General features: G+C 53.1%; 12 protein-coding genes. 8 read left to right on the forward strand and 4 right to left on the reverse strand.

Translation table 11 applies throughout. The features are described from left to right. Positions 1-139: 139 nt before the first annotated feature. The 8 genes from Q8902_03635 to Q8902_03670 are packed head-to-tail and all read left to right on the forward strand — an operon-like array spanning position 140 to position 8,584. Entirely contained in the window at positions 140-2,674 is a 2,535-nt protein-coding gene (locus tag Q8902_03635; protein MDP4198645.1) for a heavy metal translocating P-type ATPase metal-binding domain-containing protein, read from the forward strand. Then, entirely contained in the window at positions 2,671-2,868 is a 198-nt protein-coding gene (gene ccoS, locus Q8902_03640; GenBank protein MDP4198646.1) for a cbb3-type cytochrome oxidase assembly protein CcoS, read from the forward strand. The genes Q8902_03635 and ccoS overlap by 4 nt, the downstream gene beginning before the upstream one ends. Further along, complete coding sequence (ccoN, locus tag Q8902_03645) at positions 2,858-5,104, forward strand: cytochrome-c oxidase, cbb3-type subunit I (GenBank protein MDP4198647.1); 2,247 nt, start codon at positions 2,858-2,860, stop codon at positions 5,102-5,104. The genes ccoS and ccoN overlap by 11 nt, the downstream gene beginning before the upstream one ends. Positions 5,105-5,118: 14 nt before the next feature. Further along, positions 5,119-5,346 carry a hypothetical protein gene (locus Q8902_03650; GenBank protein MDP4198648.1) on the forward strand — a complete coding sequence of 76 codons (228 nt, stop codon included), beginning with the start codon at positions 5,119-5,121 and terminating at the stop codon, positions 5,344-5,346. Between the two features lie 3 nt (positions 5,347-5,349). Continuing rightward, on the forward strand, positions 5,350-5,958 hold the full coding sequence (locus Q8902_03655; protein MDP4198649.1) for a cbb3-type cytochrome c oxidase N-terminal domain-containing protein: 609 nt from the start codon (positions 5,350-5,352) through the stop codon (positions 5,956-5,958). Between the two features lie 9 nt (positions 5,959-5,967). Next, positions 5,968-7,410: a cytochrome c oxidase accessory protein CcoG gene (ccoG, locus tag Q8902_03660; GenBank protein MDP4198650.1), complete on the forward strand. Its 1,443-nt coding sequence runs from the start codon at positions 5,968-5,970 to the stop codon at positions 7,408-7,410. Next, positions 7,411-7,866 (forward strand): FixH family protein, encoded by a 456-nt coding sequence (locus Q8902_03665; protein MDP4198651.1) that lies wholly within the window; start codon positions 7,411-7,413, stop codon positions 7,864-7,866. Between the two features lie 7 nt (positions 7,867-7,873). Further along, positions 7,874-8,584, forward strand: coding sequence for a sulfite exporter TauE/SafE family protein (locus Q8902_03670; protein MDP4198652.1), 711 nt, complete (start codon positions 7,874-7,876; stop codon positions 8,582-8,584). Positions 8,585-8,743: 159 nt separating this feature from the next. Here Q8902_03670 and Q8902_03675 read toward each other — a convergent pair whose 3' ends face one another. From Q8902_03675 to Q8902_03690, 4 genes are all read right to left on the reverse strand, one after another. Then, on the reverse strand, positions 8,744-10,180 hold the full coding sequence (locus tag Q8902_03675; protein ID MDP4198653.1) for a sigma-54 dependent transcriptional regulator: 1,437 nt from the start codon (positions 10,178-10,180) through the stop codon (positions 8,744-8,746). Positions 10,181-10,184: 4 nt separating this feature from the next. Further along, complete coding sequence (locus Q8902_03680; protein MDP4198654.1) at positions 10,185-11,288, reverse strand: PAS domain S-box protein; 1,104 nt, start codon at positions 11,286-11,288, stop codon at positions 10,185-10,187. 122 nt (positions 11,289-11,410) lie between these two features. After that, the gene (hemN, locus tag Q8902_03685; protein ID MDP4198655.1) at positions 11,411-12,865 is read right to left on the reverse strand and encodes an oxygen-independent coproporphyrinogen III oxidase; all 1,455 of its coding nucleotides are present in this window, start codon (positions 12,863-12,865) and stop codon (positions 11,411-11,413) included. 18 nt (positions 12,866-12,883) lie between these two features. Beyond that, positions 12,884-13,678: a DUF542 domain-containing protein gene (locus Q8902_03690; GenBank protein ID MDP4198656.1), complete on the reverse strand. Its 795-nt coding sequence runs from the start codon at positions 13,676-13,678 to the stop codon at positions 12,884-12,886. Positions 13,679-13,696 lie beyond the last annotated feature (18 nt).

The following is a 13,696-nucleotide window of genomic DNA, read 5'->3' on the forward strand; positions in this document are numbered from 1 at the left end:
CTTTTGCCTTTGAGTTGTCCGATTTCCCATCCTTTTTTACATTGAAGCCGCTGAATTGCTGATGGCATGAAGTTGCACAGTCTGCAAATCGCTGGGCGTATGGTTTTGGGTTGCTTTTGTCGCAACGCCCTGTTCTTCAATGTCAGAGAGTCAGCGCAATGCTTCGGATTTGAGACACCTGGCGCCGGGTACGGTGGCATGTGTGCATTGTGGCGAAGACGTCGTTGGTGCTGGTATCGTAGACGGCTCACTGGCCTTTTGCTGTTCCGGCTGCAAGACCGTCTATGAGATTCTTGCGGAGCATGAACTATGCGACTATTATGGTCGTGGTGAAAATGCCGGCATCAGTATGAAGCGTCGGTCCATCCGCGAAGATGAATTCGCGGTACTCGACGATCCAAGTGTGGGCGGAGGGTTGCTGACCTTCGCCAGTTCATCCATGGCCAGAGTGGTTTGGACGGTCCCCGCAATTCACTGCGTCTCCTGCGTATGGCTCATCGAACGGTTTGATCGGCTGGAGTCGGGCGTGCTGGCATCCACCGTCGATTTCATTCGACGAACCGTCACCATCGATTTCGATCCACGAATCACATCGTTGCGGAAGATCGCAGAACGTATGGCATCTGTCGGCTATGCCCCGCTGCTCCGGCTTGAAGGGAATATCAAGCCCGATCACACCGCAACACGCAGGTTGTATGCCCGCATCGGCATTGCCGGGTTCGCGGCGGGAAATACGATGATGATGTATGTTGCGCAGTATTTCGCTGGGAGTTCTGGAGTGGAACACCCACTGATGAGCGTCTTCCGAATCCTCTCAATTGCTCTTTCTGTGCCTGTACTTTTTTATTGTGCCTCGCCCTGGTTTGAAGGTGCTCGTGGTGCTCTCCGGGGTCGGCGGATCAATCTTGATGTGCCCGTGGCATTGGGCATTCTTGTGCTCTTTGCGCGCAGTGTGTTCGATATTACGACAGGGCAAGGCGAAGGCTATCTCGACTCCTTCAACGGTCTGGTGTTCTTTCTTCTGATTGGCCGGCTCTTTCAGCAGAAGGCGTTCGATGCGCTCTCTTTTGATCGTACGTATCGCTCGTTTTTCCCACTCTCGGTGCGAATCGAGCGTTCTGGTGCGAGTTCGGTTCTTCCAATCGAGAAAGTCCAGATTGGCGACGTCCTCTCGATCCGCAATGGCGAGGTTGTACCATGCGATAGTATGCTCGAGAGTGAAATTGGCTATATCGATTACAGTTTTGTGACGGGTGAAGCAGTCCCGGTCGAGTGTACAAAAGGAGCACTTGTTTATGCAGGAGGTAAGGTGCTCGGCCAATCCATGCGACTGCTGGCGATCAAGAGTGTCTCGCACAGCGAACTTGCTGCGATGTGGGACCGCAGTGGCAATATCCGGCAAATAGCGGGATCCAACGGTGAATCAGGTGGAGAAGGGGTTGGGCTACCGCGCTCGACATTCTTCAAACTTAGCGACCGCTTCGGCCAGTGGTTTACGGGTATTGCAGTTATGATCGCTCTTGCGGGCGCTTCCTTATGGCTGCCAGATTGGGCAAAGGCCTTCAATATTCTAACGGCGGTCCTGATCATTGCATGTCCCTGCGCGCTCACGCTGGCAGCACCGATCACGCTCGGGAGCGCAATGGGTCGGCTTGGTCGGCAGGGTATCTACCTCAAGAACATGGGCGTCCTTCTTGATCTCGACCGAGTGAAACATGTGATCTTCGATAAAACCGGCACACTCACAGCATCCGATCATGAATTGGTATTTCTGGGACGCAGTCTCACGCGGGAGGAGTGGCGCGCAATCGGCACTATTGCCGCGCAGAGTACTCACCCGATCAGCCGAGCTATCGCGGACCAGCTAAATGGCGCAAAGGGAATAGAAGAGCAAGTCGAGTTAGACGAGCAGGGTTTCAGGTTGGGTCCAGTACGCGAAATAATTGGACGCGGGATTTTCGGGACCGCGATCGGTCACACGATCGTGATTGGGTCGCCAAGTTTTATCGAAGAAGAATGCGGGGCAATACCGGAACAGAGCGGAGCAAAGGAGATTGCCGCTGCTGTCGCCCTTGATGGGGCCTATGCCGGAGCGTTTACTTTGAAGCCCGTCCTTAAGAGTGGCATTGCCAATATGATCGCAAGATTGCGCGAGCGCCTGCCCGATACCGACAAGCAATCGCCGCGCGTCGCACTCATTTCTGGCGACTCCGAACGAGACCGCCCCTTGCTCGAATCGCATTTCGATGCGAGCGCTATGACATTCAATTGCAGACCCGCACAAAAGGTGGAACGCGTCCAAGCGGCTCGCGCCGAAGGGCGAGCGGTGCTCATGGTCGGCGACGGGCTCAACGATGCCGGCGCGATGGCTGCTGCGGATGTCGCCATCGCGGTGACCGAAGGCACAGCGACTCTGGTACCGGCATGTGACATTATTATGCATGCGGACGCGCTCCAGGCTTTGCCGGCGCTGCTGCAATACGCTCGCGCAATGAAATGGGTGATTGCCGTTAGCTTGATCTTTTCAGTCTTGTACAATGCGCTCGGGCTAACACTCGCGATATTTGGCAGACTCTCTCCGATGATGGCCGCGATACTCATGCCGGTAAGTTCGCTAACGGTGATCGCGATCAGTGTAGGCGGCGCCAGGCACTTCATAGGGAGCATCAAATGAACATAGTAATCCTGCTGGTGCTATCAAGCGTCCTCGCTGCCTCCGTATTTCTCGTTGCATTCCTATGGGCCAATGCCAACGGGCAATACGACGATCTTCACACACCCGCAATAAGAATTCTATTTGACGATCAACCATCTGTGGTTGACCGCACACCCACCGATATCCATTCAATTACCACTCATGGCACTTGAACTCACGCAACGACCCCCGGATGACGTGTTGCTCACAAAATCTGAAGCACCGCCTGTCGCTGCAGGCGGCCCGCTCCCACGGACAGAAACCGTAGCGTATGATAACAACATCGTCCGCCTGTTTTCCATGGCAACGATGGGGTGGGGGATCATCGGGATGTTGGTGGGGATCATTGTGGCTATGAAGCTCTATATCCCGGACTTCCTCGGCGGCATCAACATCCTTTCGTATGGCCGGCTTCGGCCGCTTCATACGAACGCGGTCATTTTTGCATTTGCAGGCAACGCGATCTTTGTTGGGGTCTATTACTCATTGCAGCGGCTCTGCAAGGCACGGATGGCGAGTGACCTGCTTAGCAAGCTCCACTTCTGGGGTTGGCAGATCATTATCGTTAGCGCGGCGATCACGCTACCGCTCGGTTTCACGACCAGCAAGGAATACGCCGAACTCGAGTGGCCGATTGATATCGCAATTGCTGCGGTCTGGGTCATCTTTGGATGGAATATGATCTGGACGATCCTGCACCGCAAGGATAAGCACATGTACGTGGCGGTGTGGTTTTATCTGGCGACATTTCTCACCGTTGCCATTTTGCACATTGTGAATTCACTCGAGTTGCCGGTGTCATTTCTCAAAAGTTACTCGATGTATGCGGGCGTTCAGGACGCGCTGGTTCAATGGTGGTATGGTCATAATGCCGTGGCATTCTTTCTTACGACGCCATTTCTCGGCGTTATGTATTACTTCGTGCCGAAGGCTGCGGACCGGCCAATTTTCTCCTATCGCCTTTCGATCATCCACTTTTGGGGTCTGATATTCATTTATATTTGGGCTGGCCCACACCATCTGCTCTACACTGCTCTTCCGGATTGGGCTCAGTCGCTCGGCTCTGTTTTTAGCATCATGCTGATCGCGCCATCCTGGGGTGGAATGATCAATGGACTCATGACTCTTCGAGGTGCGTGGGATAAGGTCCGGACCGACCCGGTGCTGAAGTTCTTTGTTGTTGGCATCACCGCCTACGGCATGGCGACATTCGAAGGGCCGATGATGGCATTCAAGAATGTAAATGCGCTAACACACTATACGAATTACGTGATCGGCCATGTGCATCTGCCAGCCCTATTGTGGAATGGCGGCTTTGCTTTTGCACTGCTCTATTACATCTTCCCACGCATCTACCGGACCAAATTGTACTCTCTGAAGATGGCCAACTGGCACTTTTGGCTCATGACGCTTGGCGTGGTCTTCTATGTGATCCCTATGTATTGGGCTGGGATCACCGAGGCGCTCATGTTCAAGCAATTCCGTCCGGATGGTTCACTCATGTATCCAAACTTTCTCGAAACGGTCATGCAGATCAAACCGATGTATATCATGCGGTCGATCGGAGGTGCACTGTATATTAGCGGAGCGATCTTAGCCGCGTGGAATTTATTTAAGACAGCCAAGACTGGTTCACTATTGCGCGATGAAGAAGTGCAAGTCGTGAACCGAAGGCTTATGGTTGAACCGAAACGAGAAACCTGGCACCGAGCGCTCGAAGCAGCGCCACTGCGGTTCAGCCTTTATGCGCTCGTCGCGGTTCTCATCGGTGGGCTTATCGAGTACGTCCCAACCGCGCTCGTCGAATCCAATGTGCCGACCATTGCCAGCGTCATGCCCTATACCCCGCTGGAAGTCGAAGGACGTGATATCTATATTCGCGAAGGCTGCAATAATTGCCATTCGCAGATGATCCGGCCATTCCGCAGCGAAGTCGCGCGCTATGGGGACTATTCAAAACCCGGTGAATTCGTTTACGATCATCCATTCCTTTGGGGTTCGAAGCGGACTGGCCCGGACCTGGCCCGCATTGGTGGCAAATATCCGAGTGCCTGGCATTGGCGACACATGATGGATCCGAGGTCAACTTCGCCGAACTCGATTATGCCAGCCTATACATGGCTATTCGAGGACGATCTCGACCTCTCACATACGGAGGGTAAGATCATTACGCTCCGAAATCTTGGTGTGCCGTATGCGCATGATTTCGAGTTCGATGCTGTGGATCTTGCCCATGAACAGCAGCGCAAGATTGCGGCTGAACTGGGGACGACGGGCTTGCAAGGTATTAATCCCAACAAGGAAATCATCGCGCTCATCGCGTATTTGCAGCGGATGGGCACTGACATCAAAAAGATGCCCGTCGCATCTGCCCTCGTGCCAGCGCCGAACAATACTGCATCGAAATAGAAAGCGGAGTAGCAATGGAATCTAAAGTACTGACATCCATCCCAGGGATCGAATACTATCCAATCGTATCGCTCATACTGTTCTTCTCGCTCTTCGCGGTGCTGATAGTTTGGTTCTTCCGGGCCAACCCGCGATCGAGTCGAGGACAGAGACTCGAAGCAATCGCGCAGGCTGCATTATCCGACAACGATTGCTCATCTTCGGACTTCTCCACTTCGAACGCCAACCAAACATACGCCTGAGCTATGGCACACGAACCAAAAGATATTCTCATTGAAGGGCATGATGCCGACGGTATTCGCGAATATGATAACGCACTACCGAAATGGTGGCTATATGGCTTTTACGTTACCATCATACTCGGTGCAATTTATTTGTTTTACTATCATGCGTGGGAGGGCCCGGATTGGAATTTCCTGTGGTATGGTCCGCGCGGGCAGGAACAGGAATTTGCTGCTGAGATGAAGAATGTGAAGACGCCGCTAAAACCCGGCGTTCGCGACTTTTCGACATGGCAAAAGAAGACGGATGCTGCGTCGCTAAAGATTGGCGAGTCGATCTTCCAGCAGCGTAACCTTTGTTTCACGTGTCATCGACCCGATCTGGGTGGTTTGGTGGGCCCGAATCTGACCGATGACTACTGGCTGCACGGCGGTCGCTTCCAGGATATTCTTAAGAGTATCACGACCGGTTATCCCGAGAAGGGAATGCTCCAATTTGGCAATAACAATCGCCTGACCGATGACGAATTGCTGGACGTGGCGTCTTATGTTATCTCAAAGCACGGTTCGAATCCACCAAATCCGAAGCCAATCGATCCAGCCAGAGACGTGCTGGTCAAATCACAGGACTAAGTATTCGGCATGGCACTCACTGATCTGGATCTAATTCAAGAAGAGGAGCGATTTCGGTCGCAGCTTGCGAGCGTTGCTTCGGATGGCCGGCGCAAGTGGATCTATGCGAGAAAGCCGAAAGGCTCATTCACGCGCTGGCGAACAGCCGTCGCCGGGATATTACTGGCATTTCTTGCAGTGGCGCCGTTCATCAAAATCGGTGGCGACCAGTTCCTGCTGTTCGATCTCATCAATCGGAAGTTTGTGCTGCTCGGCTTCGTGATTTGGCCGGAGGACTTCTACCTGATCGTCGTGCTGTTTCTGGCAGGTCTGGTCTCGATTGTTGTCTTCACTTCGGTGCTAGGTCGGATCTGGTGTGGCTGGCTCTGTCCGCAGACGGTATTTATGGAGATGGTCTTCCGACGAATCGAATGGCTGATCGACGGTACAGCTGGCGAGCAACTCACGCGACATCGAGGTCCCTGGACGGCGAGTCGAGTCGCGCGACTCGTTCTTAAGCAGTCCATCTTCTTCGCAATCTCATTCGCAATTGCGAATGTCTTCCTGGCTTATGTTGTCTCGAGCGATGCGCTTCAAGGATATGTGAAGGATGGGCCTTTGGCACATCTGGAGCTGTTCATTGCGCTACTTGCCTTTACGGTTGTTTTCTATTTAGTCTTCGCCCGATTTCGCGAACAAGCGTGCCTTGTCGTATGTCCGTATGGCCGGTTCATGTCGGCGCTCGTCGATGATAATACAGTAACGGTAACCTACGACGCAAAACGCGGCGAACCGCGCTCCAAGTGGAAGCGCGACGATACACGCACGGAACGTGATACTGGCCATTGCATCGACTGTCACCAATGTGTTGCAGTATGCCCTACCGGCATCGATATACGCAACGGGATTCAGCTCGAATGTGTCGCGTGTACCGCTTGTATCGATGCCTGCGATGATGTGATGACCAAGGTGAATCTGCCCAAAGGGCTGATTCGGTATGCGAGCGCCACGGCAGTTCAAACCGGGAATAAGAAATGGCTAACACCGAGGGTCAAGGCGTACGGTGCTCTCTGGACGGTACTGACACTTTTGACGATCGGACTCTTCGTGTTTCGTTCAGATCTCGATGTCCGCGTGCTTCGCTCACCCGGCACGACGTGGACAATGACGCAGCACGGGACCGCAAATTTCTACGACGTTCAGATCATCAACAAGGGATCGCGGGATTTGGCATATACACTCACGGCAATCGAGCCAAAAAACGCGACGATCACGCCTTTAGGGTTGCCTTTGAGTGTCAAGCGAGGTGAACGAGTACAAGGTCGATTCCTTGTCGAGGTTCCATCCAATCCGGAGCACGCGGACGATGAACACGAGCATGAGCATGGCGCACATGAAGTCCATTTGGTACTCGCGCTGCATTCCGGCAATGAAATTGTCAAGCAAGTGAAAAGCGAATTACTGATTCCATAAATGATACGGATAAAACAAATTAGCTGGGGTTGGGGCATCATAGCAGCGTACGTCATCTTCATTGCAGGGACTGCAAGCTGGGTCGGCTATGCCATGACAACCGAAGTCGATCTCGTGCGAGGCGATTACTACGAGCAAAGTCTGAAACAGGACGTGACGGTGGCTGCTCAGGCGCGCGCGGCGACGCTATCCGGTGCAGCATCGATCCAGAATGACAGGAGCCGCGGCGTCTTCGCTATTCAAATTCCACGCGATCAAGCTGCGTCAGCCCAGGGAAGCGTAACGCTCTACCGGCCAAATGCATCGAATGAGGACCGAACACTGAAGCTTGCCCTTGGGAGCAATGGATCGATGCTCGTTCCAACGGCGCAGCTTTCCAGGGGGCTCTGGCGGGTAACTCTGGATTGGACGTTCCAGAATCAGTCTTATCAGTTGATAGCAGACGACACCCTGTAGTTTATCCATGATCGGAATTCTTGCCGGGCTTGCGCTCGGTCTTGGTGGCAGTTTGCATTGTGCGGGCATGTGCGGGCCAATTGCAGTTGCGCTTCCAAGTGGAACGCGGCCCGGATGGCCACGCCATGTAACGGAGAAATTTATCTATCAACTCGGCAGGGTGACAACATATATGTCGCTTGGAGCAATCGTCGGTCTGAGTGGAAGTGCTGTCGTACTGGCCGGCTATAGCCGTGTGCTTTCGATTGTATCGGGTCTGGCGATGATCGTTGCACTTGCTGCGCAATTTCTCTGGCGACGGGAAGTACGGGTAAATATGCGACTAGATCGAGCTGTGATACCCATCAAGCGAGGACTTTCTCGTCTCTTCACTCATCATGGAACGCTCACGCATTTCGGAATTGGACTTCTCAATGGACTCCTGCCATGCGGCATGGTCACCGCCGCATTGTTGGGTTCACTTGGAATGGGATCGATGATTCAAGGTGCAGTCTTCATGCTCGGTTTTGGTCTCGGTACCGTTCCGCTAATGAGTGCCATTGCCATCGGCGGTTCCAGAATGTCGTGTGAAGTCCGGCAACGTCTGCGATATGCTGCGCCAGCCATTGGTCTTGTGATTGCGACACTCTTTTTGTTGCGCGGTATGGAATTGGGAATTCCATACGTTAGTCCGATTGCTGTGAAAACAAACACGCTGAGCATCGAACACTGCAGGTAGGCGCAATCAGAATTTCACAAAACACACCTGTAATCGGCTAAGTCGTCCAGGGGGTGCTTCGTTCTCTGCTGGAAGCAGTCGCTGGTCACACATTCTCAATTCGGCGGCAATTGAGACAGTGGAGCGGAACATCAGTTCCGCTCCAGTTATAGCAGAGCGCTAGGCGCTATGCGCTGTCTCGTGGTGATCCACCTTTTCTTCATGTTTAACGGTGGGAAGCTTGGCGTATAGCGTAGGTTTGGAAATCCCAAGAATGCGGGCTGCTTCGGTACGATTGCCGTGGACGGCATCGAGGACGCGACGAATATGTTCGCGCTCGACATCGGCCAGCGAGCGATTCCAGTCGTAGTGGTTCGCATGACCCAGATGTTCCGAAGGATTCGGAAGAACAGACTCCTCGATCACATCGGACTTGGAAAGCACGACCGCGCGGGTCAGCACATTCTCAAGCTCGCGGACATTCCCGGACCAATCGTGCTTTTGTATACGTTCCATCGCTTGCGAGCTAACCTTGAAGACCTTCGTGTGAAGTTCTTCATTGATGCGCCGAAGCAAGTTCGTGACGAGAATCGGAATGTCTTCCTTGCGCTCGCGAAGTGGCGGCGCTTTGATCGAAACGACATTAAGTCGATAATATAAGTCCTCACGGAAGCGGCCTTCATCGACTTCTTTTTTGAGGTCGCGATTCGTCGCAGCGATGATTCGCGCACTCATGGGAAGCGTTTTTTCGCCTCCGACTCGTTCGAATTCCCGCTCCTGCAATACGCGCAATAGCTTAACCTGGAGCGTCGGTGAAATCTCGCCGATCTCATCGAGGAAGATTGTACCGCCGCGAGCAAGCTCGAATTTTCCACGCTTATCGGCGGTCGCACCGGTGAACGATCCCTTCATGTGCCCGAACAATTCAGATTCGAGCAACGTCTCGGCAAGTGCCGTGCAATTAACGGCAATGAACGGTTCGTCTTTCCATGGCGAGTTAAAATGAACTGCCCGTGCGATGAGCTCTTTGCCCGTGCCAGACTCGCCTTCGATCAGAACAGTGACACGCGAGCGTGTCACGCTGCCGATTGTTTTGTAAATATCGAGCATCTGTCGGCTTCGTCCGACCAGAATGTTCTCGAGTTTATACTCTTCGGCCTCGGTCTTTTTCAGGAGTTCGAGTTGCTCGGAGAGTTGCTGCGTCTCGATCAGGCGAGTAAGGATCTTCTTGAGCCGTTCGAGATCGATCGGCTTCGTAAGATAATCGTATGCGCCTTGCTGCATGGCCTTGACGGTCGTTGGCATATCGTCTTGCCCGGTCATCAGCAAGATATTGATATGCGGCGCGAATTCCTGGATCTTCGCTTGAAGCTCGAGACCAGACATGCCGGGCATATAAATGTCCGACAAGATGATTTCGGGCTGATCGACCTGCACTGCCAGCAAGCCCTCATTCGCATTTGCGGCAGTCGTTACGGAGAATCCCTCTCGCGTCAGGAATCGCTCAAGGGTGCGTCGTGCGGTTGCGTCGTCATCGATAACGAGGACGCGGCGGGTAGTGGATGCCCGTTGGGCAATACCATCTCGGGGTAGGGTTAGTACTTGCTCTTCTTCCACGATATTATGCGGGTAAAGCTACAGTGAATACGGTCGTAAAGGGAGGCTCTTCGGCCTTTCGAATGTCGAGAATTCCATGGTGCTGACGGACGATCTTCGCACTCGTCGCCAGCCCGAGTCCCAATCCCTGGGATTTGGTCGTGAAGAATGGCCGAAAGAGTCGGCTTCGGACTTCTTCCGGGATGCCTGGGCCGCTATTAGCTACTTCAAAGAGAATGACGCGACCCGAAGAGCTGATGGGCCTCCAAGAGGAATCTTCACGTAGATTGGCCTGGACTTGGACTGCTCGCTGATCGCTTTGCTCAGCAGCTTCGATTGCGTTTTGAACGAGATTCAGCATGACCTGCTTCATCTGATCGGGATCGAAGCGTCCCGTGAGTTTATCTTGCTCGATCAATACTTTAAGTGTCACGTCCCGCTGCTCGGCTTGAAAAACAAGCAATTCTTCAAGTTCTTCAAGGAATGAAGAAAGAATGACGCGTTCGTAGCGGAGTTCGACGTTTCGCGCATACGTCAGTACGTTCTTTACAAGTCCTTCGAGCCGTTTTGCCTCTCGGCTGATAAGATGGATCGACTCGCGCTCCTCCTCGGTCCAGTGCTTATCGGTGTTCGCACTGTGCTCGAGCATGTAGATATTCATCGCGATACCGTTGAGCGGATTGCGGATCTCATGCACGAGTGTTGCCACGCTTTCGCCAATCGCGGAGAGTTTTTCGCCTTGAATCAACTGAGATTCAAGGCGCTTTCGCTCTGTCAGATCAATCTCCACTCCGAGATACCCAAGCCGTTCTCCTGCCTCGGAGAAAATCGAGGTGATGGTGAGAAAACATGTTTTCTCCGTCCCTTGCTTCGTCCGGTTAATGATCTCGCCTTTCCACTCGCCGCGTTCACGAAGTGAATTCCACATCATCTCATAAAACTCCTGCGTGGAATACTGGGAGCGCAAAAAACCGGTCCGTTGTCCGATCACTTCATCGCGAGTAAAGCCGAACATGCGGATGAATGCATTATTGACCATCCGGATGACTCCATGAGGATCGGTCAAAAGCATCCCATCCGAGGAATGTTCGAAGGCAAAACGGAGCAAGGCGGATTCTGTTTGAGGCATAGCACGGAGTACAGCTCGGCGGCGCGCTTTCGGCCCCACATCCGTGAGCAGTAACGCGCCGTCAACCACAGAACATTGTTCCACCGGTTTCAATCCACTGTCCATACCAGCCTATCCGCATTTTACACTGCGCGGGAGTACATCTGCGCCGCCTGTGCGGAGGGCAGATATGCATCAAATTGTGCAGCGATGTTGCGCAAAAAATATCGGCCTCGGTCTGTGATGCCGATTGCATTGTTCTCTATCTCGCATAGACCATCGGCAGCCAGGGGGGAGAGGGCTGCGATTGCCTGAGAGAAATATTCTTTGAAATTGATTCCAAAAAGAAGCTCTGTCTCGCGCTCATCCAGTCGGGAGTTGCACATTAACTGCATAATGACATACTCGCGCACTGCATCGTCCGCGGTCAGTTCGTATCCCTTCTCGATCGGGAGTCGACCTTCATCGATCATTCGATAGTAGTCAGGCAGCTCCTTGACATTTTGCGCGAAAAAGTTTTCCACACGTCCGATGGCGGAAATACCGAATGCCAGAAGGTCCTTGCCAGCGAGTGTCGAATATCCCTGGAAATTTCGGTGAAGGGTTTTGGCATGCTTGGCCTGGACGAGAGCATCCGATGGCTTCGCAAAATGGTCCATTCCCAGATATTCATAGCCTGCCTCGCTAAGTACACGGATGGCAAGCTCAAGGAGCGCGAGTTTCGAACTTGCTTTCGGCAGCGTCTCGATCTCGATCAACTTCTGATGAGGCTTGATCCACGGAACGTATGCGAAATTATATACCGCAATTCGGTCCGGAGAAATTTCCTTTACCGCTTCCAGCGTCCTCAGAAAACTCTCGCTGGTCTGGTAGGGGAGTCCATAAATAAGATCCAGATTAATAGCCGAAATCCCGGCTTGCCGGCACCAGGTGATCACTTGCTCTGTGATGCTCCGCGGCTGAACACGATTGATGGCTATCTGCACGTCAGAATCGAAATCCTGGACGCCAATACTTGCTCGGTTGAATCCGACAGCTTGCATGGCAGCAATGTGCTCTTTCGTTACGCCACGTGGATCGATTTCGATCGAGACTTCGGCATTCGGAGCAAATTCAAAAGTACTGCGAATATGCGCACCCAGTTCAGCGATTTCCTGAGGGAGCAGATGCGTGGGACTTCCTCCCCCCCAATGCATTTGGACGATGACGGGCGGCACCTCGAATAACTCAGAGGCCATCGTGATCTCGCGCTTGAGATACCCCAGGTATTCGGCGATCTTCTCCCGATTGTTCGAGATCAACATGGTGCAGCCACAGAAGTAGCAGAGCGTATCACAGAACGGCAAATGCATATACAGCGAGAGCTCGGTCCGCTCGCCGTCACTTCCGATTTGTGCAATCTGGCTGATATAGCGGCCGCTATCGAAGGCTGCGGTAAATTGAGTTGCAGGCGGATAACTCGTGTATCGCGGTGCCTGCACATCATATTTGGCAAGCAATGGCAGAAGATCGTCTCGGCGTGGGACTTCCTTTGGCGGCGCTGCTTTCCGCATGCGCTCGCTCCGTTTTAGTGGTTTGAATGTGACAGCGTTATCCATAGGTCTTTAGGCGATAAATTATGATAAGGCGTTTGCACTCCTATGTGAAGGTTCTCTTGAATACGACGAAGCTCTGTCGGCCAGCGGAAGACCAGTCCGCTTGTCAAATTCTTGCTCGAGCGCGCGCGCGCGCGGAAATAGAAGGTTGTTCTCAAGGTGGACATGTTGATGCAGGTCATTCGTGAATGCCTGCAGACCCCTAATCACTGCAGCGTGCATCGGAGTCGCGTCCTTCGGTGTGGTAAAGTCATTGAGCAGCGCGCGGATCTTCGCGAAGATCTGTACGGTCTCCTCGTGCTCTTCCTTCATACGCGTAATCGGACCTTCGATTGCGACAAATGGAGCCAGCGGACGCCGGCGCGAAAATTCGTGAGCCGAAGCCAATGACTTAATATATGGGAAGAGGATCATTTCCTCTTTGCGCATGTGCTGCTCGATTTCGTGCGTCACGCGTTGAAAAAGGAACAACACCGGTCGAAGATACGCATAGCGCTCACCGTTCACTTCGTTAACCTTCGTCAACTGCTCGAGCAACACCGGCATCGTGGCTCGAAAATACCGGTGGTGGTTTTCAACAATGTACTCGATGAGGAATTCCTCGCTCCACAAGTCACCATGAAGGAAGCTATATGGGCGGGTCTGCCGCATAGCCTCAATTTCAGCTAAAACCAAGTCGACATCAAGACCTCTCTTGATACAAGCGACCTCCAGCGTTTCCTCGCCGTGGCAGCAGTAATCGATTCCCAGCCGTTCGAATAGGTGCGCCAACGCACCTTCGGCGAGCACCAAATCGTTTAGGGGGCGTGATTTCATGGTCCTGCTAGAATTCAA

The sequence above is a fragment of the Bacteroidota bacterium genome, assembly GCA_030706745.1.
Lineage (GTDB): Bacteria > Bacteroidota > Ignavibacteria > Palsa-1295 > Palsa-1295 > PALSA-1295.